This window comes from Emticicia sp. GW821-FHT11C11 (assembly GCF_058808615.1).
Genome location: NZ_JBXARV010000003.1, coordinates 808,549 through 832,479, shown reverse-complemented (window position 1 = coordinate 832,479; position 23,931 = coordinate 808,549). Strand labels below are relative to the sequence as shown.

The window sequence follows — 23,931 nt, the reverse complement described above, 5'->3', positions numbered from 1 at the left end:
ATAAGCATAAATAAGAAAAATATTTTCAGGCCAAAACACCATTAAAATTTATTGTATGATGGCTGTATCCGGCTCAAAAATCACTTACAAACTACCGCTTAAAATTTACAGGCGGTTTCTGCGGTAGTTCTCAAAACAGAAAATCAGATTTTTAAACAATTGCCTTAATGCTATTAATATTATAACTGGTAGTGCATTTGGAACAATTTGAGTATCAGCGAATAAAACGGTCCGACGAATCGGTCGCTGTCTATTTAAACAAAGGTTTTTCTTATTAATGGCCGACCGCGCGGCGGCCGCTTAAGTCGGCGTAAGAAATAAATCACTTCCTTTGTTAGGATAGCCACCGACTTTAGTCGGTGAGAATAATAACATAAGGAAATTAGGCTTGTCAAATGCACTATTAATTAATATTATAATAAAAAGTCTCGTTTAGTTTTGTTTAGTTTAATTAATGGGTAGCACTTAGGTTACAGCTTAGGTGCATACTTAGGATAGAACTTAGCGCTCAATGATTGACACCTTCTTTTTTTATCCACAGCTTAGGTAATTATCAGCGTGTCAATGGCTGATACCTAAATCCCCTCTTAGGCGTCAGAATCTGATATCCACTGGCATAGAGTTTTTAATGATACAGACACAATTAAACATATCACACAATGGAAAATACAGCCAATACAAACAGACAGGAAAACCAGCTTTCGGCAACTGAGCAAGGAAACAGCCAGTCAAACGATGCCTCAGAAAAATTAACCAGCACCACGCGTAATCAGCAGTCGGGAGATAGCACAGCAGTGCCGGAGGAAACTTCCGAAAGCCCGTATCGCGGACAAGGCGGACAGGAATATGATGTAGATGCCGACGATGCCGTTAACCGTGACGCCAGTTATTCAGACGATAACGACGCACCGGAAATAGAGACTGTTACACCTGAAACCGAATCGGCCGAAGTAGAGTCAGACGAAGATATCGAATCGCAAAGGGATTCTGACCAGAATATTAATCCGGGCGACAAAGCTACTAACCGGGATTTCAACCGATAAACATACATACGCAAAAAAACGGGGCAATATCCTTTTGGGTATTGTCCCGTTTTTTTGCGGATTTCTTTCCACCCCACACCGGTATTTTCAGATAAATCTCAGATAATGCCAATCCAGACCATATAGCCTTCCTTGTTCCTCATAAAATTATTGCTACAGTTGTAACTTTCCGGCCATGATGCAGGTAAGCATATACGAAACGGATACTATGTCGTTGCGTTGCTCTACAGTTTAAGACACATGTAATACTAGACTCACACAACTTTGTTTATGTGTTTGCTGTACAAACAAAATTTTTTTAGGTATTAAACCTTTTATCTTCATTTTTGTCTAAAAATTTTAATGATTTTTAATCTCAATTCATCGAAACATTTTGTACATTTGTCGCACTAACCTATTATTTGGTAGATAGATTATGAAAGTAGCTTTACAAAGAAATGATTTAAGGCAGACTGTTGAAGAAGCATTACAAAAAAGCGATATCCATTCTGAGGAAATCATCGATAATCAGGATATCAGCAGTGTAGCTATTCTCATTCATGAAGCCATACTTCCGGCGCAGCTCAGCACTTTTGTAAAATTGATACAAGAGCAGGAACTGAAATGCAACACCAACACATTTCCGGACATGACCTACATTTCGGTGTTTATTTAAACACCGGCTTTATTTGTTTCTTCCTATCCGTTTTTTGAGCATCCGTCTGTTAATCAGAGGGGTTTCGCTTCATTCCTTTTTATATTCAATTATAGTCTTTTCTAATCCATGGTCAATGACACTGTGCGGTGAATAGCCTGTGTAATCACCGTAAAAGATGCGGTGAATACAACAAGCTTAAGTATTTCAAACGTACCCTCATAAATGACCAGCATACCACCCAAACAACAGAAATCCCCGGCGATCTAACAATCGCCGGGGATTTCTAATTAAGCATCGCTTAAATATCGTGCTGCAATTTGCCTGAATTTCCAGCTTTTACTTTCATCAGGCTATTCTTTTTCCGCATGCTACCCTCAATGCCAGACCACCATTTACGCACAGCGGCCAGGTCAGACTCATCAAAAAATCCTATGATGAGCATGGCTATGATCAGAACTATTTCAATTTCGTAATACATAAGTTGTATGGTTTGTAATTTGTACTGATAATATCTGTCCGGGCTATATTTTCAACCTTCCGGTTTTCCGTATTTTCTTAAAAGAAGCGGAATCCCAGCGTGACTTGTACCCAAGCATTTTTGTAGCGTGGATTAGTCGAAGAGCCATCGCCGTTATTATTCTGCACGTCCCATCCAGCTCTGGTACCAATCACGACTTTATCCAGATTAAAATCCAGTCCGGCCACGGCACTCAAGGTGTTTTTACGGATGTTGTCGTTCGTAAACTCTCTTTCATCTGCTGATGTTCCGAGTGCATTTTTGAACACATTGTTTTCCTGCATTAAATATGAATACTGCGGTCCAACCTGAATCGTCAGCACATTACTGGGTTTTATTGAAACCAGCAAAGGGATATCGATAGAATGTGTGGTGCGGGTTAACTCATAGTTGCTTCCCAGAAAAGAACCGCTCTGTCTGAACCCTTTCTGCGAATACAGTACCTCCGGCTGAATGCCCAGGTATTTGCCCAGAGGAATGGCCAGAAAACCACCGCCTGCAAAACCAAACTTACCGTCGGCGGTGTAATCCTCACTATTCGAATCATAGATGTTTGAATAATTGGTACCCGCTTTTAGTCCGAAAATAAAGTTCTCACGGAGGTCCGGATTAGTGTTCTGCCCATAACTACTGATACTGAACATAGAGATTACTGCTGCAATTGCTACTAACTTTTTCATGGTCATTATTAATGTTTATGTGGGAAAATTGTACTGAGTCGGATCTCAAACGAAAACGTAAGAAAATCGAACAGGTTAATACTAATGCTCTATCATAAAATAACCGTGCCTGATTTACCAGCATACTGGCCTAATAAGTTTTGTGGAAACTTTTCTACGAAATTGGGTATGGGCATCCTATCACTTGTGCGGAGTAAAGCCTTCAAGGGCATTCAGCTATTTAATTCTGGCCTTATTCTTTCATTCAACTGAACCTCAGCGCAACAAAAAATAGGATGGTGCGGATTCTGGAAATATATGTCACCGGCAGGAAGGTGAAGTGGAAGCGAGACAAGAAGAGGCGGTGAAAATACTGTTCAGAGAATGGCGGGCAACATTTGCACATAGTGACTGATTACAGAATCATCCAAGCAGGGCTAATATCCTATAAAAATAGTGTGAAATATTATAAGGAAATATTGGAATATCCCTTCTTTCAAAGGATGCCATATCGTGATCTACAGATAATAAACTTAAATGTTTATCCTTAACACCACGGCCAAAGAGTAAGCCGGCATGCCGGAAGGTTCTCAAATATCTGATTGTATATTTCTCATGATAAAATTTTGTCACAAAGCTTCCATAAGTTTCGAATTCAGAAAATGAATTCAGCTCATTTCTATCTATTGCATTTAAAATTTTGTAAACCCAGTTGCTTCCTTCCAGTTCAGAAGTTTCAACATCTTGTAGCATTTTTTTCATTAAATCTACATCAATCACCATGTGCTCAGCAATAAATGAATACGGCACCTGTTTATCTATCCCCAATATCTTTTTCAGAGTTGTAAAATAAGGTGCATGATATTCGGTCATCCTTGCAAATAGTATCTTGCCATTTTCAAAAAAGCTAATGGGCTTAAGCGGAATAGTATCAGCATCCCAAATCAAATAATGTTCATTTGCATACTTAGATAACGCAAAACCCATCTTGAGGAACTGCTGAAAATACCAGCCGGGTAACTTGACCGAGGCCATTTCTGCAACTTCATTAAAGGTAACACCTTCAATGAGGACATTTTCATCAATTAACTCTACATTATAATCCTTTTTAAACTTTTCCGGAAAGCGTGAAAAATTTTTACAGCTTGTTATAATATAAATACGGTTTGGACTAATATTTTTTTGTATGTATTTAATGTTCTTTTTTACAATCAAACAATCTTCCTTCCCAACTGGTATAATTATATCAAGGTGTTCCATGTCTCTATTAATTATTTTTAATATAACCGGTTGTTTATTATATAAAAGGCTGGCTCAAACCCCTAAGAAGGAGTATCAAGAAGTAGTGTATTGCATTGACTACCCATCAAATACAATCATGAGCAACTTCAAGGCAATTTATTAAAAATTTTGAAATAGTTACGTTCCGCTTTACAAAACATAAATTTACTTCATGAATTATCTGATTTAGAAGTAATTAGCTTGATTGTGTTGGATGAATGAGTGAATGAGCGGATAAATCTTTATACATTGCCCCAATGGAATTGCAACAATGGAATTGCCACAATGTACGCGATGTACTCAATGCTTTATAATTTTTTTATAATCACTAAATCACTCAATCACGAATCAACAACCAATCGCTCATTCACCCTATCAGTAATATTGGTACAAATTACGGTAATATCTATACTTACAACCACATTATCAGTACCTTGAATTTACAATTTCAACCAACAGAGCCTTCTCTGTGCCAGATCGAAGCGAGCGATTCAGATACTTAATTTTTATTTAACTTTACCTAAGTAACCAATTCCGTTTAATTTTATAGTTAAAAACAAAAAGAATGAATCATTACCTGACCGGATTACTAAAAAATACGCTTTTGTTAACCATAATCGTGATTTTTTCATTTAATGAAACCTCAGCGCAACAAAAAGAGATGATGATACGAATTGCAGAAATTGAAATCTTTCCCGAAAAACTGGACGAATACAAAGCCATTTTAAAAGAAGAGGCAGCGGCAACTGTAAAACTGGAGACGGGTGTGCTGGCTATCTTCCCGATGTTTCAGAAAGAACACCCCGCACAGATACGAATTCTGGAAATATATGCCAACCGGCAGGCTTATGAAGCTCATTTGAAAACTCCACATTTTCTGCACTACAAAACAAGCACAGCTGCAATGGTGAAGTCATTAAAACTGATAGACATGAGCGCCCTGGACACAGGAACTATGAAAGAGATATTTTTGAAACTGAAACAGGATTAACGAAGATATTGAAGATAATCTAACGTTTGACTAATAACTATACTGAAATTATCTTTTAGAACAAACATCGGACTTTGCCATCTTCTACATCTTATAAAGCGCCTCTCTCCTGAACAGAAACCATAAGCAGCATTACAATAAATAATCTATTTAATATTAAACCCGTCATAATGGGCTTTCAGTATACACTCTTTTTTTAGTGCTTCTTTCATATCAGGTTTATCTTTTGTGAAACAGACCACAACTATTTCAAAATTTTTAGTAAATTGCCCTGAAGTTCCTCATCATTACAATTGATTGATTTCAATACAACATGTTTTAATGGCATGAGCAACCTTTTCTTTATCGTGTACAGCTGGTATACGTTCATTTTTTAATGATGAGACGATTTATTCAATTAACTGCGTTGTTTCTGTTAGTAGGATTCATACTGATTTCCGTTGCTGTTGGATACTCTGATTATTACCTTAGCAGAAAGGCCGATTTCAAACTAGATACAAACCCTAAATACCTCTTACTCGGGCACTCACACGCCGAATGTGCCATTAATGATTCGCTGATTAATGGCCTCGTAAACATGGCACTTTCCGGTGAATCATATTTTTATACGTATTTCAAGGCTAAAAAAATCCTGGAACAGAATCCGTCTATTAAAGTGGTGTTTGTTGAATTTACCAACAATCAGGTTGATGCATCTTTTGATTATTGGCTTTACAAAGACGGAATCAGTAATCGCTACCTGCACTATCGGCCATTTATGGACTTTTCTGACAAAATGATTTTAGCAAAAGAGAACCCTGTAGGCTATTTAAATGCCACTCTTCTTTCTTACAGACGCAATTATCACCGGATATTAGCGAAGGATTTCGACTATTTTGTACAGGATTTTCAATGGGCAAAATATATAGGCGGCTACCGACAACTGAAACAAAGCCACGTAGATTCGCTGCTCAACACGATGAAAAACAATCCTCCTCCTTCAAAAGAAAGCATGGAGGTTTCGGCCTATAATCTTCAATATCTGACAAGAATTATTGACCTCTGTCAGAAACAAGGTAAAAAAGTAGTTTTTATAAGGAGCCCGCAGCATGAAAAATATCCGGGGTTTTCAAATGAAAAAGAATATCAGGAAATACGAAAAAGATTTTTTCCAACCATTGATTATCTTGATTTTTCAAGATTCCCTTTGCAAACCAGTGAATACTGGGATCTGGAACATTTGAATAATGTTGGAGCCAAACTGTTTTCTACCTCGTTAGGCAATATGATCAATAACGGTTTATTAGATAAGCCTGACAAGCAGGCCTATATTGATAAAGAAATGCAGACACTAAAGCAGAAAACGGATTCGGTATCAGGCGCGGTGAAGTAATAATATTGAACTTTATCCTAAACAATATTTTCACTCCGGCATAGCCGAGCCGCACAAGAGAACCCTGCCGCTTTCAACAAATTAACTCAATACCGACACAGGCTTCTTATCCTCCCCTATCGCCACAAAGGTAAATATCCCCTTAATAGCCTGCTCGCGTTTATCTTCATACATTTCTTCGATGAATCTTCACTCTCATATCCAACTGAATACCAACGATTTAAAATAAAATCCAAACAAAGGTACCTTAAAATAAAAATACTTTGTCTAAATCAATTATATAATCCATATTTAACATAAATCTTAATTAAGCTTCTTGTGTCAATTAAAGGATTGCTGATACTACATATGAAACTACATAAGTTTTAAAGATATGTCAAAGAACATTGTAATTCTCATTGATGGTACTTGGAATGATAGTGTTACAATCAATACAGACACTAATATTCATTGCCTCAATCTTTCGATTTCTTCAGAAAATCAGGTTAAATACTATCATGCAGGTGTTGGTCAAAATGTTGGAGGGCTAAATCGACTCTTATGGGGTATCACAGGAAGAGGTGTTTTCAACATTGCCTTAAATTGTTGGCATTTCATTCAAACAAATTTTACTAACGGGGACAAAATTTATATTTTCGGCTTTAGTCGTGGTGCATTTGCTGCAAGACATTTGGCTAGCATGATAGTTCGTTATGGTGTAAAAGGTTTCGAGGGCAACCTTGAAGAGACGTTTAGGAATTACATGAAGGTTTGCTATAACCCACCTGAATTTACAAAACAAACAATCCAGTTTCTTGGCCTATTCGACTGCGTTCCAGGCAATCATTTATATTTAGCTAGAGACAGAACTTTTCATTTAAATAATTCGAAACTAGAAGAGGGAATTTTAAATTTTCGGCATGCAGTTTCTTCATTGGAGCGCAGATATTCGTTTCGACCTATTTTATTCGAAAAAACTAGACAAAAAACCTTTGCTCAACATTGGTTCCCCGGTTACCATTGTGACGTGGGAGGACACAAAAACAATTCGCGGGGACTTGCTAGTTTTAGTCTTTGGTGGATGATTAGGGAAGCATATGGACTAGGGTTAGATTTCCAAAATATCTATTGTCCCCAACATATAGAAGGAAACTCATTAAGTGTAATCCAGAATTTGAATCCTGATGATAAACCAGTATGCTCAGATTACTGGACAACTAAAATAGGTATTAGATGGGATAGAATTAAAAGTGAAAAAACTAATCTCCCAGAAAAAACACCACTACTCCAAGACTTGGATAAATGCCCGAGATGTCAGCGCGATATGTTTGAGTATTTTTTGACTATTCCAGGTGAAAACTGGCTAAAAAAAATGAATTTTCACAAGACCACTCCGCCACCCCCGCCGCTCTCAACACATTAACTCAATATAGACACAGGCTTCTTATCGTCTCCTATGGCTACAAACGTGAATATCCCCTTGATTGCCTGCTCGCGTTTATCTTCATACATTTCTTCTTTATAGATTTCAACCTCTACGTCGAGGCTCGTATTACCTACTCTGATAATCCTCCCCACAATTTCAATAATGGTATCTGCCGGAATAGACTTCGTAAAATCTATCTTGCTCGACGAAACCGTAACCACCCTCTTCCGGCTGAATCTGGTCGCAGCAATAAAGGCCACTTCGTCCATTAAGTGCATGGCTGTTCCACCGAACAGTGTGTCATAGTGATTGGTTGTGTTCGGAAATACCACCTTAAAAATTCTGGTCTCTGCAAACTTGATTTTCTCTTCAATGCTCATTGTATGTATTTAAATTTTGTTGATTAAAGTGCTCCATTCCGTTCATTAATAATACCCCAACAAACTCTCCCGTGTGCGCTGGCAAAGGTCGGGCAAGGGAACTCTGCGTTGCCTTTTTCTTCTACATTCTGCAAAAGAAAAGCAAAAATAACCCAATCAGTAATATTGGTAGCAAATACAGTAATTTATATACTATTCAACAGGAATATTCCTGGCAACTTTGTATAGTGAAAAGACCACAGGTCTATAATTAATTCTATTGTAATCAAAATAATAAAAATCAATAGGATTAATAAGCAAACCATATCCGTCTGAAACACAAAAGAATACTATTTATTCAACACTTAAAATTTAAAAAATCGTGATAAGAAAAATAACTACCACCGCTCTGCTTGTAATCCTGCTTTGCAGCGTATCCTCGTCTTTCGCTCAAAATACTAAAGAAGAACAGACCGTGCTGCAATTATCAAAAGACAAATGGCAGTGGATGGCCGATAAAGATGTAGACAAACTGAAAGACCTCTTTGACGACAAATCAAAATTTGTGCACATGAGTGGCACCTGGAAAAAGGATGAAGAATTAGAGATTATCAAAACCGGAAGTATCTGGTATAAGAAAGCAACCGTTCATGATTCAGCTATAGAGCTTTCCGGTAACACAGCCATTGTCTGGAATAGGATTACACTCGAATCGGTTGTGAGAGGGAATGACGCTAAGGTAGAATTCACTGTAACTGAGGTATATCAAAAGCAAAAGAAATCCTGGAAAATGCTGGCTCTGACATTCAGTAGTGTAAGAGATACCCATCAGATCAAAAAATAGTGGTTTCATATTTACGGGTTCTCCCGCTTCATGCTTCACAAACCGGCAATACTATGAAAAAATCAGTTCTTACAATATTTCTGCTTACTTTAATTGCGAGCGCGTCCTTCGCACAAAATTCAGTTTCAGAGCAGGAAATAATAAATCTTTCGAAAACAAAATGGCAATGGATGGCCGATAAAAATGTAGAAGCCATCACAAAGCTATTTGATGACAAGTCAGTCTTTGTACACATGGGCGGCTCATGGGGAAAAGACCGCGAAATTGAAGTGATAAAAAGCGGAGGTATCCACTACAAAAAAGCAGACATACACGAGGTATCTGTCAAAATCATTGATAACACCGCCATTCTTTTGAACAGAATCACACTTCTCGCAGTAGTCGGCGGCAACGAAGTCACCAACCCTTTTATGGTAACAGAAGTGTATGTGAAGCAAGGCGAAACCTGGAAAATGGGTTCTCTTTCATTTACACGGCTATTGGGCAACTGATAGTAAATGACGCGCCGATTTTGTAAATTTCCTTATGTTTTAAAATAACCTGTATATACTATGGCAGTATTCAACCTTAAAATCAATGGTAAGGTTCAGAAAATAGACGTTGACCCCTCAACGCCTATTTTGTGGGTTTTACGCGACCACCTCAACCTGCAAGGCACCAAGTATGGCTGCGGAGTAGCCATGTGTGGCGCCTGCACGGTTCACCTCAATGGTTCGGCCGTTCGTTCATGTCAGTTACCGGTGTCGGCAGTGGGTAAGCAAGCCATCACTACTATTGAAGGTTTATCGGCAAACGCCACTCACCCCGTGCAAAAAGCCTGGATTGAGCATGATGTAGCCCAATGCGGCTATTGTCAGGCCGGACAGATTATGAGTGCTACAGCCTTGCTGAAAGACAATGCTAACCCTACCGATGAAGATATCGAAGCCTACATGAGTGGCAATATCTGTCGGTGTGGTACTTATCTGCGCATTAAGGAAGCCATTAAATCAGCAGCTAAAACTAACCTTCAAAAGAAATGACAACTCCAAAAACATATAGCAGACGCTCTTTTCTAAAATCTTCTGCGCTTTCAGGCGGTGGTTTGTTGTTGAGCATCAGTTGGCTATCAGGCTTTAAATCTCCTGATAAGATAGAAGCCTTGAATTTACCCATCGATTGGAAAGAACTCAATGCCTATATCAAAATCACACCTGACAACGCGGTTAAAATCTTATGTCCTAATCCTGAATTCGGACAAAACGTGATGACCTCACTGCCGATGATAGTAGCCGAAGAGCTGGATGCCGACTGGAAAAACGTGGTGGTAGAAATGGGTCCTCATGATAACGTGAAACTAGGGCCTCAATTTACAGGCGGAAGTAACTCAGTGAGAATGTATTGGAAACCGCTTCGGGAAGCAGGGGCAGCAGCCAGGCAAATGCTTCGGGAAGCCGCGGCTCAAACGTGGGGTGTGCCGGCAGATGAGATAAGTACCAGAACGGGCGTGTTGCATCATTCAAGTGGAAAGTCGGCCACTTTTGGTGAGATGGCCACCATAGCAGCCACGCTTCCGGTACCTAAAGGTATGAAACTGAAAGACCCGAAAAATTTTACGGTGGTCAGACACTCAAAGAAAAACGTGGAAGGGCACAAAATAGTAATCGGCCAACCACTTTTCGGATTAGATTACCGTGCTGAGGGTATGTTGATCGCCATGATTCAGCATCCGCCTGCGTTCGGTATGAAACTGAAATCTTTTGATGCCTCGCAAACCCTTAAAATGCCGGGCATAAAAGATGTTTTCAGCCTGAAATTATATCCGGACGGTTTTACACAGGGCGGCTTTGATACCCGCACTTTCAACGATTTGCTGGTAGTTGTAGGCAAAACCACCTGGGAGGTAATGAATGCCCGCAAGAAACTAAAAGTAGAATGGGAGGCCGCAGGTGATGTGAAAGACACGGTTGCCGGAAGAGGCGCTGCCAGAGAGGTGATTGTGCCGGGTAGAATTGAAACCAGCACTGCTCAGTTAGAGTTAATGCAGGAGCGCGCCAAACAACCTGCCACCGTTTTAAGAAAAGACGGCGACCCCGAAACGGCCTTCAAAAATGCGGCTCAGGTTATAGAGCGCACCTACAATGCGCCGTTTCTGGCGCATAACTGCATGGAGCCGATGAATTTCTTCGCTCATGTAACAGACGAAAAGGCACTACTTGTTGGCCCTTTACAAGCACCCGGCTGGACAGAACCCACACTTTCAAAACTATTAAATCTGCCGGCCGATAAGATCGAGATTCAGATGACACGCATGGGCGGTGGCTTTGGTCGCCGTGCTTACGGACATTATCTGGCAGAAGCCGCATTGATTTCCAGAAAAGCCAAAGCGCCTGTTAAATTGATGTATACCCGTGAGGACGACATGACCTACGGAATCTATCGTCCCATGTATACTGCAACCTATCGTGCAGCCTTAGATGCCAATAAAAACCTGATTGGTTTCCATATAAAAGGTGGCGGTGTTCCCGAAAACCCCATTCATGCCAATCGTTTCCCTGCCGGAGCCATCGACAATTATCTGGCAGAAGGCTGGGAGATTCCATCCAATATTACAATCGGGGCATTCCGTGCACCGCGCTCTAATTTCAATGCCGCAGCCGAGCAATCGTTTTTAGACGAAGTAGCCGAAGCCATGGGCAAAGACCCGTTTGAGTTAAGACTGGAGCTATTGAAACGAGCCAAAGAAAACCCCGTTGGCAAAAATAACGAGTATGACGCCAAAAGGTATGAGGGTGTTCTGGAATTGCTGCGTAAGAAATCAGGCTGGGGCAAGCCTGAGCATAGCGGTAAAAAACGAGGCGTGGCCGCTTACTTTTGCCACAACTCTTATGCCGGCCATGTAGTTGACATGGTGATGCGCGACGGCCAACCCTACGTAGAGCAGGTTTTCAGTGCTGTTGATTGCGGCGTAGTGGTTAACCCGGATGCGGCTATTAATATGGTACAGGGTGCAGTAGTTGACGGCATCGGCAATGCTTTCTATGGTGCTTTAACTCATAAGGATGGTGCTGCCGAACAAAACAATTTCCATAATTATCGTATCATTCGCCATCACGAAGCACCCAAAAAGATAGAAGTCCATTTTGTTGAAAACGATATAGACCCCACCGGTTTAGGCGAACCACCCTTCCCTCCTGTTTTTGGAGCTGTAGCCAACGCACTCTATAAAACCACAGGCAAACGGTATTACAACCAACCTTTTAAGACGGAGAGTGAGAAGTCTTAAACTTAGCTTGCCGAAATAAAAGGAAGTTTTCTAAAAAAGATTTTTGGCCGAATATTTTTTTGTAAAACCCCACCCTAACCCTCCCCAACCGCGGGGAGGGAATAAAAAAACCCCTCTCCCTACTGTTGGGAAGCAGTCGCTGCTGCAGAGGGGTTGGGGTCAAGAGGTCATCCCAAAAAGAAAAGTTGCAAAATATTATTTGGTACCAGAAAACCGCCGCGGCCGCCGCGCGGAGAGACTTTAAGTCCTTCCCCACTGTTGGGGAAGGGTTGGGATGGGGTCTTTACCAAAGATTATTTGGTTCAAAATCTTTTTGAGACGACCTATTGACTTTCATACCCCCCCCTTTTCACACCAAAAATCCCCATTCCTTACTAACAATCAATCTTTCTCTTTAGCCGGTGCATTATACTCATCCTCACTTACTGGCTCTAACCAGACTACTCTGCCATTAACATTAGTGGTTACCGCAATCTGCACCAGTGTGTCTGTAGGGGTTGCGCCATGCCAGTGATGCACATTAGGCGGACACTTGATCGCATCCCCTTTTTGTATAATCTCTACCGGTTTACCTTTTTCCTGATAAAGCCCTTTGCCCTCAATAATTAAAAGTATCTGTCCACCCGGATGATAATGCCAGTTGCTTCTGGCACCGGGCTCAAAGGTTACACTGCCCACCTGGGTGTTATTGGTTGTATCTGCCTCTATCAATAAATTAAGCCAGGCCGCGCCTGTAAAATTATTGTTGGTGATTTTGTTACCCTTACTAAATACGCGGTCGCTTTGTGTCTGTTCTGCAGAATGCCTGCAAGCGCCAATGCCGATAGCCATTACAGCCACCAGCATTATGGATATGTTTCTGTTCATCATGAGGTATTATAGGTTTTTACCGTAGAAATCCGTGAGCTTATTGACAACCTGCTCCACATATTGCGGCTTATAGTACAAATCCATGTGTGAGGCACCTTTCACACTGAAAATCTCTTTAGGCCCTTTTGCCTTGTCGTAGGCTTCCTGTGCGAAATAATAACTGTCTGCTTCACTTCCTGCAATAACCAATACAGGCCGAGGCGCAATCAGTTCTACATGATCTAATGCTGTGAAGTTGATGAGCTTGTCAAGACTGGTGAACACATATTGGTTAGGTGCATTGGGGTGAGCATGCGTTACTCTATAATAATCGTAGCCCTCTCTGTACATCACAGGGGCATTGGCCGGTATGTCTTCTATTGACTTCGGCACATAATTGTTGTATCTGACAGGCTCCCCATTCGCTTCCTTGATACGCTGTCGGGCTACTTCATCCAGACGAGACTGTATCTGAGGTTTCAACACTCCGTTCAGTCCGTCCCGGCGTAGTTGTCCTAAATCTACCATGCTTACCGTGGCTACAGCTTTCAAACGCTTTTCTGTCTGTGCGGCATTCATGGCAAAACCACCACCTGCACAAATACCTAACACACCAATTTTATTACCATCAACAGCAGGGTGCGAACTCAGAAAATCGGTAGCGGCACGATAGTCTTCTACTCGCACGGCCGGGTCTTCCAAAAAGCGTGGTTCACCACCGCTTTCTCCCTGATGAGCCGCATCAAATGCCAGTGTAATGTAGCCCTTTTCTGTCAGTAATGCTGCATAATGCCCTGCCGTTTGTTCTTTAACCCCTCCGGCCGGATGCCCTACTAAAATGGCAGGATACTTTTTATTTTTATCAAATCCTTTCGGGAAATACAAATGACCAACCAACGTGATATTTCTATTGGGGAAAATTACTTTTTGAATACTTATCCCATTCGGCAGGGTTTCCATGGTTGTATCTTCCGAACCAAAAATTCTGTCTATCATTTTTGTAGCAGCATTGCCTTGCGGCCACCCTATTTTTGTTGCAATTCCAAACGCAATACCTCTCAGTTGCTGTTCTGTCAACCCCACATTTCTGCCTACGTTCAGGTGGCTGTTTAACTGGCTTTCTACCCCACTCATACTTGCCAATGCGGCAATAGTGGCAATTTCACGGGTCTGGTAATCAAGAATATCCCTGCCAAAAATATCAGCAAACAGATGTTCTTTCAGGAGTGTATCAATGAGCGGAACAAACCTCTGCGCCGAACCGGTTGCCGTTGTGCCTGTTAACTTTGTTACTACTTCTTTGCCATATTCAAATTTTCCGTTTTTGAAATCCTGTTTTGATGGCTCCCTGCCGACAGGGTCATTGATTCCCTGCCCCTTGCGTTCTGTAACCACCCTTTCAAAAGTATTAATGGCATTTAAACTGCGTGGGAATCCGGTGTAAGCATACAGTTGAACGAGAATTTCTTTTATTTCATTAATGCTTAAACCGGCATCCAGCCCCTCACTCAAGGCATTCTTTAAATGTGTCTGATCACCATTAGCCATATAGGCAGCAATAGGAACAATGCTTTGCTGCTTGGCATTTAACGCGGGCGACACGCCCCTATTCTTCTGTGCATTTACCTCTTCTGCCAAAGAAGCGAAAAGTATACTGCCTCCCATTATCATTTTCATTAGTCTCTTTTTCATTGCATCAATTTTGTTATGTGGTCTTTGATTTACTTCAATAAACCGATTTGTTGTAACCATTTTCGTACTTCTGTTTGCGCCTGTTTTTCCTTTTCACCTTGTATGACGAAATAAACGCCATCCCGTTCTACACCGCCTTTGGTCGTGAAGCCTTCTAAAATTTTGCTATCCGGGCATAATTGCTTCACAGTTTCAAAGCTGCTCCCAATTCCATAGCCCGCATTGGTATTAAAGGGGATAACGGTTTTGCCATTGAAGTTATACTGTTTCAAGAAGCTTTTGATGGGTGGCGGCAATTGCATACCCCAGGTAGGGAAACCCACAAACACGACATCGTATTTTTGAATACCGTCAATTCTGGTTTTGAGTGGAGGTAGGAAACCGGTAGCATTCTCGTCAACTACCTGAGCCACTATTGCTTTGTAATCTTCCGGGTAAGGCGTTTGCAATTCTAGTTCAACCAGGTTTCCACCCACATTTTTATGAATGATTTCAGCAATTGCCTTTGTGTTTTTGGTTCGGGAGAGAAACACAATCAATATATTTTTGCCTTTGGCCGATTCTCCTTTTCTGATGGATGAATCCTGAGCCTTAGAGCAGGCAGATAGCAGACAAAAAAAGGTCGCTGCCACCAGCCAGTATTGGGTTATGCTTTTCATTTCATTGCTTTAAAGGTTCTATACAAATTTCGGCAAATGAAACGAAAAGCATGGTATACGGATTACTGGCTTTGCTACCAATATTACTTATCTAATCCCTTTGCCTTTAGCCATCCGGACATTAAATCTGCTATGGCTACATTATTCAGGTCAGACATGGGGAAGTGGGTATTGCCTTTAATACCGACTTCGGGGAGATGAACAACCGTAACGTCTCCGCCATATTTATTTACTACATCTCTCCACTTCTTAGCCATTACAAGCGCCGCACGCCATTGTTCCTGTCCGGGATTCTGCACCGGTTGACTGGGGATGTAATCTCCATAATAAATAACAATCGGGATTTTTGTTAAACGCTTAAACTCAGCCATAGGAACGCTTAAACCTCTCAATGTTCCTCCAACATAAAGCAATGCTTCAGGTACTTCTCCCTCAGGGAACAGAAAATTGCTACCCGGTTCATAAGAAACAATGGCCTTTATTTTCTCATTTTTTAGTGCCGTCAGCCACCCCATACCACCACTGTGTGAATGCGTAACCAGAATACCGTCTCCTATTTTATTGAATAATTCCGAAACTGCATTGGTATTCACAGTTATATCAATAGGCCCGGTATCAGGAGTCATCTGACGGAAAAACTGATCTAATGCCTGTGGGTCTTTTGAAAATTGTACATCCGGATAAAGTTCTGTACCTACACCCATACGAAAAATCCCAAACCAGAGTTGGTCGTCCGGCGCGGCGCTGATGGAACCGGGCCTTGTACCGCGTCCGGCATTGCCCCTTCTGGGTTGGTCTAAATTATAGACGCTGAATCTGCGTCTCAGAAAAATATTCTGGAAACCCTCCCGTCCATCAGGAGTGGTTTGCCAGGTTCTCATAGACTGCCCATAGCCATGCCAGAATACAATAGGAAGTTTTCTTGCATTGACAGGCTTTTGATAGATTACAAAAGCATGGTCGCCATGCAATGTCTGACCCGCAGCATTCTGATTACCGGGACTAAACGCTCCCTGTTTAATAGGGTCAAATGTCCCCGGAGCGGTAATGACAGTTCCGCCTACTGCAAAGCCACCTTGCTGCTCAATCATCAAAGGCGCAGTCTTTGCTGGTTTTTGTGCATGGGCGCAGGCTATCTCTAAGAAGAGAAAAACTACTATTCCCGGAATCCTGAATGCTTTAATCATATTTTTGAATGGTTTATCAGATTAATATTACGCATAATTTGTGCTTTTGATAGCCTGTATGTCCTGTTTTCTCTCGCTTTCTTTCAAAGCAAAATTAATTGGCAGTATTACTTCCCTACTCTTTGTTGCAAATGTGCCGGATATCTATCACCCTGAACATTCGCCTCTGCAAAAGCATCATCTATTGCTTTTACGTCATCAGGCGATAAATCAATGGAAGCGCCTCCGATATTTTCTGTCAGTCGATGCAGTTTTGTAGTACCCGGAATCGGAACAATCCAAGGTTTTTGTGCCAGCAACCAGGCTAACGCAATTTGCGCCTGAGTAGCTCCCTTATCTGAAGCAATGGCACTTAACAAATCTACCAGTTTTTGATTGGCCTTTCTGTTTTCTTCACTGAAGCGAGGCACTATATTTCTGAAATCGGTGGGGTCAAATTTGGTATTTTCATTCATTGTTCCTGTTAAAAAACCTTTACCTAAAGGACTGAAAGGCACAAAGCCGATTCCTAGTTCTTCAAGAGTCGGGATGATTTCCTGTTCTGGTTCTCTCCACCAGATAGAGTATTCACTTTGCAAGGCGGTTACAGCCTGCACAGCATGTGCTTTACGAATAGACTGAACACCCGCTTCCGAAAGGCCGAAGTGCTTTACTTTCCCTTCCTTAATAAGGTCCTTAACCGTTCCGGCTACGTCTTCCATGGGTACGTTCTGGTCTACTCTATGTTGGTAGAACAAATCAATTACATCGGTTTTTAATCGTCTTAACGATTCTTCTGCTACAATTCTGATGCGTTCCGGGCGGCTGTCTTGCCCCAGCTTAGAATCACCCTCTTTAAACCCAAACTTAGTAGCTATCACTACCTCGCTGCGAAAAGGCGCCAAAGCTTCTCCTACTAATTCTTCATTTTCTTTACCATAAGCTTCAGCAGTATCAAAGAAAGTAACTCCCTGATTGTAGGCCTCTCTGATCAATTTTATAGCTGTTTCTTTATCTGTTGCAGGCCCGTAACCGAAACTCAGACCCATACAACCCATACCCAAAGCCGATACTTCCAATCGGCTGTTTCCTAATGCTCTCTTTTTCATACCTTGTTTTTATTAATTTTAGTAATCCTGTTCCCTCCAATCATTCTTTTGCAAATTTCAGCACTTAAAGTAAGACTTTTATTATATGGATTACTGGATATTCAACCAATATTACTTAATACTTAATAAGTGTTTGAGAAGTGTTAATTGTTGTAGTTCAGGTATCTGGCAAAATTATGCCTTTGACAAGTACATTGGAAACGGAGTCAGTTTTATCAAATGACTCCATTTCTAAATAAAAATTTCAATCTGAAATACTTTATAATCCTTTCTTGAGTCTTATTAAATACCACGAGATTGCAGACGACCTCTATTCTTGAATGCTTTTTCGACTACATCGAATCTCGCTTTACGAGGATCGGGTTTGCTCACTATTTTGCCATCTAATTCTACATCGAGCATATCCTGATTTTGGTTGTTGTATAACGGCCAGTTGGGCAATCCTTGTCCATTCGGGTTACCCGTTTTGGCAAAGTTAGTCCAATAGCTACTCATGGCTTTTGCCAGTTCCTTTTCCTGAGGAGTAGCTTCCGCAGGAGCACCCCAGCGAGCATTGAGCGTGTTAAAAACAAACGATACCTCAGACCCATGCCCGGCACCATAAGGCGACCGCTGCTGGGCTGCGGCAGGCACATAGCCAAACTGATACACATAGGCAGGTGCTCCTTTGGCAAGGAAAACCCTGGCTGTCATACGGGCAGGCTCACCCCACACCCAGTCGGTGTTAAACCTGGTGATTACCTCATTAAAGTTTTTGCTGCCGTCAGCATCATAAGCAGCTTTTGCTTCGAATTCCAACGCGCCAAACGAAGCAAAAAACTCTTCTTTTGTTTTGCTGCTACTAACAAAAGGACCACCGATTTCGGCACTACAGTTTCCTATCATCAATGGCATTTTAGGTTGTCTGCCAGCCATATAAGCGCTTTCTGCTGTTTCTACTACCAGTTTCCCATCTAAAATAGGCCCGGAATAGGTGCGAGGACCACCCGGGCCATCGGTTTCCTGACCACCATCAATTATTTTTTCCGCACTCAAGGCTCGTAATTTTGCCACCGCTGAGGCATCAGTCCCCTCGATACCTTGTTTGCGGGCAAAATTTACTCCGATTGTTTCGGCAGATACCGTGTAGAAAACATCAGCATTTTCTTTGCTGATAGGTCTGCCGGTAAGTACGCCATCTCTACCACCACCCGATTCACTTATCAATTTATGAAACAGCCCTTTAGCAGCAGGAATAGTCAACAATGAATGCACCGAAACACCCCCTGCCGAGAAACCGAAAATAGTCACATTTTTTGGGTCACCACCGAAGGCAGCAATGTTTTTCTGAATCCATTGCAGCGCGGCTATCTGATCCATGTAGCCGTAATTGCCTTTTGGTTCATTAGGAAACTCAGCACTTAAAGCAGGGTGAGCAAAAAAGCCCATACGCCCCAAACGGTAATTGATATTAACTAAAATAACGCCATGCTTTGTCATTTCATAGCCGAAGTTCTGAGGACTTGACCCGCTTCCTCCTGTAAATCCACCACCATGTATCCATACCATAACAGGTAATTTTGACTTAGCTGTACTATTGGCCGGTTTCCAGATATTCAGGAAAAGACAGTCTTCTGACGAGTTGGGGTTCATTTTAGGTGCATTAGGGCCAAATCCCGCTTGCCCGCAATCTTTACAGGGTTTGGTAGCATCCAATTCTCCTTCCCAGTTTTTTACTGGTTGGGGTGGCCGCCAACGAAATTCACCCACTGGTGGAGCTGCATAAGGAATGGCTCTGAAAATAGAAACGTCACCTTCTGTTACACCACGTACCATTCCAGCCGCTGTGCGAATGGTAGGATTTGCTTCCTGAGCATAGAGAGAGCATGTCATAAGAAAAGTAAATGCGAATAATATTTGTTTCATAGTATGAATAGTTATTAAAATAAGGTTTGTTTTCGACAGGCTGATTTAAAAGTTATCAGGGGGTAGAGCATTGTATTTGTTGCTGCATCGGTTGTTTTCGTTTACAGTGAGTACAAAGATATTCCCCCGTATTGGCCTGCATGGTATACAGATTACGGATTATTCTACCATTATTACTTATTGGTCTGTTTGTATTATTATAACAGTGTGGAAATGCTTAAATTTGTTTTAAGCAAAAAACAGGACGTATGAAACAGGCATTCCAATTTGATACCATTAGTGAATACAATGATTTTAATAACCACGAAACATTGCATCCATTGGTAAGTGTGATAGATTTTTCGAAAGCGCTTCCAAGAACAGGTTCCCGGATGACCTTCGGGCTGTATTGTGTTTTTTTGAAGGACATAAAATGCGGTGATTTGAAGTATGGCCGTCATTATTATGATTATCAGGAAGGCACGCTGGTTTTTATCTCACCCGGACAGGTCATTGATGTAGAAAATAAAACAGACATTTATCAGCCAATGGGACATGGATTGGTATTTCACCCCGACTTATTGCGTGGAACCAGCCTTGCAAAATCTATTCTTGAGTATAATTTTTTCAGCTACTTTACCAATGAGTCGGTACATCTTTCGAAGCGGGAAAGGCAACTGGTACTGGATTGTTTCTCTAAAATAGCATATGAGCTGGGGCAGTCTATCGACAAACACAGTAAAAAATTGATTGCCTCTAATATTGAGTTATTTCTTAATTACTGCGACCGTTTTTATGACCGTCAGTTTATTACCAGAGATAACGCCAACAGAGGTATTCTGGAGAAGTTCGAAGAATTGCTGAACAGTTATTTTTTATCGGATAAACCGCTGAATATCGGCTTACCGTCTGTTGCCTACTGTGCCGACGAATTGCATTTATCTCCCAATTATTTTGGCGATTTAATCAAGAAAGAAACAGGGAAATCGGCACAAGAACTTATCCAAAACAAAATATTAGACGTAGCCAAAAACAAGATATTCAACAATGATAAAACCGTCAATGAAATTGCTTATGAATTAGGGTTCAAGTACCCTCAGCACTTTTCACGTTTTTTCAAGCAGCACGTAGGTCAGGCGCCTAATGAATACAGAGCACTAAGCCAGTTGAATTGAGGTAAGGCCATACTTATGCCCCGGCAGAGTCTCCCGTGTGCACTGGCAAAAACCGGGCAAGGGGACTCTGCCGCTTCCCATTTAACCATATCTTTTCCGAGAGTACTGGTTATCCCCTACTCCCCGCCTATCATCTTCTTCCGGTGCAACAAGCCCCAGAAATGGAGTTCGTCCACCACCTTTTCGAGCGACATCCCATGTTCGGTGATCGAATATTCTACCGTAGGTGGAAAAGTATCAAATACTTCCCGTTTTACCAGCGCATTGGTTTCCAGGCTTTTCAGTTCTTTCGACAGAGTTTTGTCTGTAATACCGCTCACCTCTTTGGCAATTTGTTTGAAACGCTTCGGTCCGGTATACAGCGAAAACAGAATCAGCAGTTTCCATTTGCCTTCCAGTGCCTCAAGGGCATCTTTAATAGAAAGCATATTTTTTGGGCAGGTTTCTCCGTTCAGCATTGTTTTGTTTTTTACGATACTATCCTGACGGATAGCGCTATCCACCGGGATAGTACTATCAATCGGATAGTAAAATTACATAAAATTGCAGCACAAACGAAACGTATTATTGCATGAACAACCAAAACACACCCAAAACACTGAACATCATCGCCTGGCTATGCCAGATACTCCTGTCGGCAGGTTTTCTTTGGGCGGCTTACATGAAGCTCTTCCAACCGGCCGACCAACTGGCGCAAATGTGGCCCTGGACAGCCGACAACCCCACGCTTACCAAAGTAACCGGCATTGTTGATTTGTTGGGCGGGCTGGGTATTATACTCCCGCCGGCACTGCGTATCAAACCCGTGCTTACGCTCTATACAAGCTATGGAACCATCGTGCTGATGCTCGCCGCCAGTATCTTTCACATTGCCAGAGGTGAAGCCTCACAAATTGGTTTCAATGTTTTCTTTGCGGCATTGGCTGTATTTGTGGTATGGGTGAGAGGACGGAAGGCAGCGTGAAAAGGACTTCGTCTAACCCAGCAAATCATCCCGCATTCAAAATTAATTCAGAATTGAAATGCTACATTTGTTGGCATGAAGATACTGATTATTGAAGACGAAAAAGAACTGGCGCAGAACATAGCCGACTACCTGTCGGCCGAAAGCTACGCTTGTGAATTTGCGGCCACTTACCACCAGGCCATCGAAAAAATCAATCTGTATCATTATGACTGTATCCTGCTTGATCTGATGCTGCCCGGGGGTAACGGCCTGCATATTTTAGAGGCACTGATCGACCTGAATAAGCAGGAAGGTGTTATTATTATTTCAGCCAAAAACGCCATCGAAGACAAAGTGAATGGTCTGAAACTGGGGGCAGACGACTACCTGGCCAAACCTTTTCACTTACCTGAGCTATCTGCCCGTATCTACTCGGTTATCCGCCGGAAACAGTTCAACAATACCAACGTTATAGAGCAAAACGAATTGCAGATTGATGTGCCGGCAAAAACTGTAAAGATAAATGACGAAGCCGTGAACCTCACCCGCAAAGAATTTGAACTGCTGTTGTTTTTCATCGGCAACAAAAACCGTGTGGTTTCTAAAAGCGCACTGGCTGAATATTTGTCAGGGGATATTGCCGATATGCTCGATAACCACGATTTTATTTATGCACATATCAAAAACCTGAAAAAGAAACTTACAGACGCAGGTTGTGGCAATTATCTGAAAACCATATACGGCTCAGGATACAAATGGGAAATATGAGCAAATTACTAAACAGGCCCTTGCGTGCCTTTACGCTCTATGCCCTGGTGATTCTGGTATTGAGCATACCGGCCTATTATTGGGTGGTAGATAAAATATGGTTGGCTGAACTCGACGTCCATAACAAAACCGTTGAAGGCCGCATCAAAGATGGTTTTAAAAGCATTAAACTTAACGATAAGCAGATTGCTGATGCAATCAATATCTGGAATCAGATTCAACCGGGTATAAAGATTAGCCCTGTTCCGGCCACCGAAATAAAGAAAGACAGTGTTTATGAAGTGATAAGACCCAACAAATATGCACACGAAATGCTTGAACGTTTCAGAGGGCGTTCAACCTATTTTTATATTCATGGCAACCTTTACCATTTATTGGTAGAAACAAATGTGGAAGAAACCCACGAAACGGTGATAGCCATAGCGTTAGTTACTGTTATATTTTTCAGTTTATTGGTAATAGGGTTCATTATATTAAACCGGAAAATAGCCGGGCAGATATGGCAGCCTTTCAAAAAAACTTTGAACCAACTCAAAACTTTTGACCTCAATAGCCAGAAACAATTACAATTGGCAGCCTCGGACATTGAAGAATTTGAAGAACTGAATGGGGTATTAACCCGGTTGATTGATAACAACATTGCCGTATATAATCAGCAGAAACAGTTTACCGAAAATGCCTCTCACGAACTCCAGACACCCCTGGCATTGCTGAAAGCAAAAATAGATCTGCTGCTACAAGACAAAAACCTCAATGAAAAACAGTTGGAGCTGATTACAACTCTGCATATACCGCTGGCAAGGGTTTCGCGCATCAATAAAAACCTCCTGCTGCTGGCCAAAATTGAAAACCATCAATATGCCGACAGTGAAACCATTGACTTGAACGAGTTGCTGAACGAAACCATCAGTATCCTGACCGATTACGCTGCCAATAAGGAAATCAATATCCGGAACCATATCGCTGAAACAATAGCGATAAAGGGCAACCGAAACCTGATAGAAATACTACTGACTAATCTGCTGGTTAACGCTATCAGACACAATACCGAAAGAGGTAGTATAGGCATCGAATACCAATCATCTGTTCTTAAAATCTACAACTCAGGCACCATTCCGCTCAACGAATCCACACTTTTTAAGCGTTTTGCCTCAGCCTCTGCCGAATCGCCCAGTAGCGGTCTGGGACTGTCTATTGTGAAAGAAATCTGTCATCGCTACGGCTGGTCAGTCAGCTACACCTTTCAGAACGAACAGCATATTTTTTCTATTGCATTCCTGTAAATTCAAAATTTCTTCAAAATAGGCCGT

The 23,931-nt window shown here is 41.6% G+C and carries 24 protein-coding genes; 13 read left to right on the top strand and 11 right to left on the bottom strand.

What is annotated here, in order from left to right; genetic code table 11:
- Window positions 1-659: 659 nt before the first annotated feature.
- Window positions 660-1,043 (top strand): hypothetical protein, encoded by a 384-nt coding sequence (locus tag AC1RRY_RS18715; protein ID WP_492821759.1) that lies wholly within the window; start codon window positions 660-662, stop codon window positions 1,041-1,043.
- Window positions 1,044-1,458: 415 nt separating this feature from the next.
- On the top strand, window positions 1,459-1,698 hold the full coding sequence (locus tag AC1RRY_RS18710) for a hypothetical protein (protein ID WP_492821761.1): 240 nt from the start codon (window positions 1,459-1,461) through the stop codon (window positions 1,696-1,698).
- Between the two features lie 280 nt (window positions 1,699-1,978).
- Here AC1RRY_RS18710 and AC1RRY_RS18705 read toward each other — a convergent pair whose 3' ends face one another.
- The 3 genes from AC1RRY_RS18705 to AC1RRY_RS18695 form a co-directional block, all read right to left on the bottom strand.
- Window positions 1,979-2,158: a hypothetical protein gene (locus AC1RRY_RS18705; RefSeq protein ID WP_492821763.1), complete on the bottom strand. Its 180-nt coding sequence runs from the start codon at window positions 2,156-2,158 to the stop codon at window positions 1,979-1,981.
- 77 nt (window positions 2,159-2,235) lie between these two features.
- Window positions 2,236-2,877: a porin family protein gene (locus tag AC1RRY_RS18700; RefSeq protein WP_492821765.1), complete on the bottom strand. Its 642-nt coding sequence runs from the start codon at window positions 2,875-2,877 to the stop codon at window positions 2,236-2,238.
- 402 nt (window positions 2,878-3,279) lie between these two features.
- A complete protein-coding gene (locus AC1RRY_RS18695) occupies window positions 3,280-4,116 on the bottom strand; it encodes a DUF6492 family protein (RefSeq protein ID WP_492821767.1) in 837 nt (278 codons plus the stop codon).
- Between the two features lie 586 nt (window positions 4,117-4,702).
- Between AC1RRY_RS18695 and AC1RRY_RS18690 the strand changes: the two genes are divergently transcribed.
- The 3 genes from AC1RRY_RS18690 (at window position 4,703) to AC1RRY_RS18680 (ending at window position 7,902) form a co-directional block, all read left to right on the top strand.
- Entirely contained in the window at window positions 4,703-5,128 is a 426-nt protein-coding gene (locus tag AC1RRY_RS18690) for a putative quinol monooxygenase (RefSeq protein ID WP_492821769.1), read from the top strand.
- 379 nt (window positions 5,129-5,507) lie between these two features.
- On the top strand, window positions 5,508-6,500 hold the full coding sequence (locus AC1RRY_RS18685; protein ID WP_492856580.1) for an LB_356 family protein: 993 nt from the start codon (window positions 5,508-5,510) through the stop codon (window positions 6,498-6,500).
- A 373-nt stretch (window positions 6,501-6,873) separates the two neighbouring features.
- Window positions 6,874-7,902, top strand: a complete 1,029-nt coding sequence (locus AC1RRY_RS18680; RefSeq protein WP_492821773.1) for a phospholipase effector Tle1 domain-containing protein — start codon at window positions 6,874-6,876, stop codon at window positions 7,900-7,902.
- On the opposite strand, the gene AC1RRY_RS18675 is transcribed toward AC1RRY_RS18680, so the two are convergent.
- Complete coding sequence (locus AC1RRY_RS18675; protein ID WP_492821775.1) at window positions 7,899-8,285, bottom strand: acyl-CoA thioesterase; 387 nt, start codon at window positions 8,283-8,285, stop codon at window positions 7,899-7,901. The two genes, AC1RRY_RS18680 and AC1RRY_RS18675, sit on opposite strands and share 4 nt — an antisense overlap.
- A gap of 361 nt (window positions 8,286-8,646) precedes the next feature.
- Between AC1RRY_RS18675 and AC1RRY_RS18670 the strand changes: the two genes are divergently transcribed.
- Genes AC1RRY_RS18670 through AC1RRY_RS18655 form a run of 4 tightly spaced genes read left to right on the top strand, consistent with a single transcriptional unit; the run spans window position 8,647 to window position 12,373 of the window.
- On the top strand, window positions 8,647-9,108 hold the full coding sequence (locus tag AC1RRY_RS18670) for a nuclear transport factor 2 family protein (protein WP_492821777.1): 462 nt from the start codon (window positions 8,647-8,649) through the stop codon (window positions 9,106-9,108).
- Between the two features lie 53 nt (window positions 9,109-9,161).
- A complete protein-coding gene (locus AC1RRY_RS18665; RefSeq protein ID WP_492821779.1) occupies window positions 9,162-9,599 on the top strand; it encodes a nuclear transport factor 2 family protein in 438 nt (145 codons plus the stop codon).
- 60 nt (window positions 9,600-9,659) lie between these two features.
- Window positions 9,660-10,130, top strand: coding sequence for a (2Fe-2S)-binding protein (locus AC1RRY_RS18660; protein ID WP_492821781.1), 471 nt, complete (start codon window positions 9,660-9,662; stop codon window positions 10,128-10,130).
- Window positions 10,127-12,373, top strand: a complete 2,247-nt coding sequence (locus AC1RRY_RS18655; protein WP_492821783.1) for a xanthine dehydrogenase family protein molybdopterin-binding subunit — start codon at window positions 10,127-10,129, stop codon at window positions 12,371-12,373. Before AC1RRY_RS18660 ends, AC1RRY_RS18655 begins: the two co-directional genes overlap by 4 nt.
- Before the next feature lie 381 nt (window positions 12,374-12,754).
- On the opposite strand, the gene AC1RRY_RS18650 is transcribed toward AC1RRY_RS18655, so the two are convergent.
- The 6 genes from AC1RRY_RS18650 to AC1RRY_RS18625 all read right to left on the bottom strand — a co-directional run bounded on the left by AC1RRY_RS18650 (window position 12,755) and on the right by AC1RRY_RS18625 (window position 19,753).
- Entirely contained in the window at window positions 12,755-13,243 is a 489-nt protein-coding gene (locus AC1RRY_RS18650) for a cupin domain-containing protein (RefSeq protein ID WP_492821785.1), read from the bottom strand.
- 6 nt (window positions 13,244-13,249) lie between these two features.
- Window positions 13,250-14,914 carry an alpha/beta fold hydrolase gene (locus tag AC1RRY_RS18645; protein ID WP_492821787.1) on the bottom strand — a complete coding sequence of 555 codons (1,665 nt, stop codon included), beginning with the start codon at window positions 14,912-14,914 and terminating at the stop codon, window positions 13,250-13,252.
- Window positions 14,915-14,943: 29 nt separating this feature from the next.
- Window positions 14,944-15,573 (bottom strand): flavodoxin family protein, encoded by a 630-nt coding sequence (locus AC1RRY_RS18640; RefSeq protein ID WP_492821789.1) that lies wholly within the window; start codon window positions 15,571-15,573, stop codon window positions 14,944-14,946.
- An 83-nt stretch (window positions 15,574-15,656) separates the two neighbouring features.
- Complete coding sequence (locus AC1RRY_RS18635) at window positions 15,657-16,760, bottom strand: alpha/beta hydrolase (protein ID WP_492821791.1); 1,104 nt, start codon at window positions 16,758-16,760, stop codon at window positions 15,657-15,659.
- 107 nt (window positions 16,761-16,867) lie between these two features.
- The gene (locus AC1RRY_RS18630) at window positions 16,868-17,848 is read right to left on the bottom strand and encodes an aldo/keto reductase (RefSeq protein ID WP_492821793.1); all 981 of its coding nucleotides are present in this window, start codon (window positions 17,846-17,848) and stop codon (window positions 16,868-16,870) included.
- 282 nt (window positions 17,849-18,130) lie between these two features.
- A complete protein-coding gene (locus tag AC1RRY_RS18625) occupies window positions 18,131-19,753 on the bottom strand; it encodes a carboxylesterase/lipase family protein (protein WP_492821795.1) in 1,623 nt (540 codons plus the stop codon).
- Between the two features lie 248 nt (window positions 19,754-20,001).
- On the opposite strand from AC1RRY_RS18625, the gene AC1RRY_RS18620 reads away from it, so the two are divergent.
- Window positions 20,002-20,907: a helix-turn-helix domain-containing protein gene (locus tag AC1RRY_RS18620; RefSeq protein ID WP_492821797.1), complete on the top strand. Its 906-nt coding sequence runs from the start codon at window positions 20,002-20,004 to the stop codon at window positions 20,905-20,907.
- A 116-nt stretch (window positions 20,908-21,023) separates the two neighbouring features.
- Here the strand turns inward: AC1RRY_RS18620 and AC1RRY_RS18615 are convergent, their stop codons facing one another.
- The gene (locus tag AC1RRY_RS18615; RefSeq protein ID WP_492821799.1) at window positions 21,024-21,365 is read right to left on the bottom strand and encodes a winged helix-turn-helix transcriptional regulator; all 342 of its coding nucleotides are present in this window, start codon (window positions 21,363-21,365) and stop codon (window positions 21,024-21,026) included.
- A gap of 113 nt (window positions 21,366-21,478) precedes the next feature.
- Here AC1RRY_RS18615 and AC1RRY_RS18610 point away from each other — a divergent pair, with 113 nt between their 5' ends.
- From AC1RRY_RS18610 to AC1RRY_RS18600, 3 genes are all read left to right on the top strand, one after another.
- Complete coding sequence (locus tag AC1RRY_RS18610) at window positions 21,479-21,871, top strand: DoxX family protein (RefSeq protein WP_492821801.1); 393 nt, start codon at window positions 21,479-21,481, stop codon at window positions 21,869-21,871.
- A 75-nt stretch (window positions 21,872-21,946) separates the two neighbouring features.
- A complete protein-coding gene (locus AC1RRY_RS18605) occupies window positions 21,947-22,621 on the top strand; it encodes a response regulator transcription factor (RefSeq protein ID WP_492821803.1) in 675 nt (224 codons plus the stop codon).
- Entirely contained in the window at window positions 22,618-23,904 is a 1,287-nt protein-coding gene (locus tag AC1RRY_RS18600; protein WP_492821805.1) for a sensor histidine kinase, read from the top strand. Before AC1RRY_RS18605 ends, AC1RRY_RS18600 begins: the two co-directional genes overlap by 4 nt.
- Window positions 23,905-23,931: the final 27 nt, after the last annotated feature.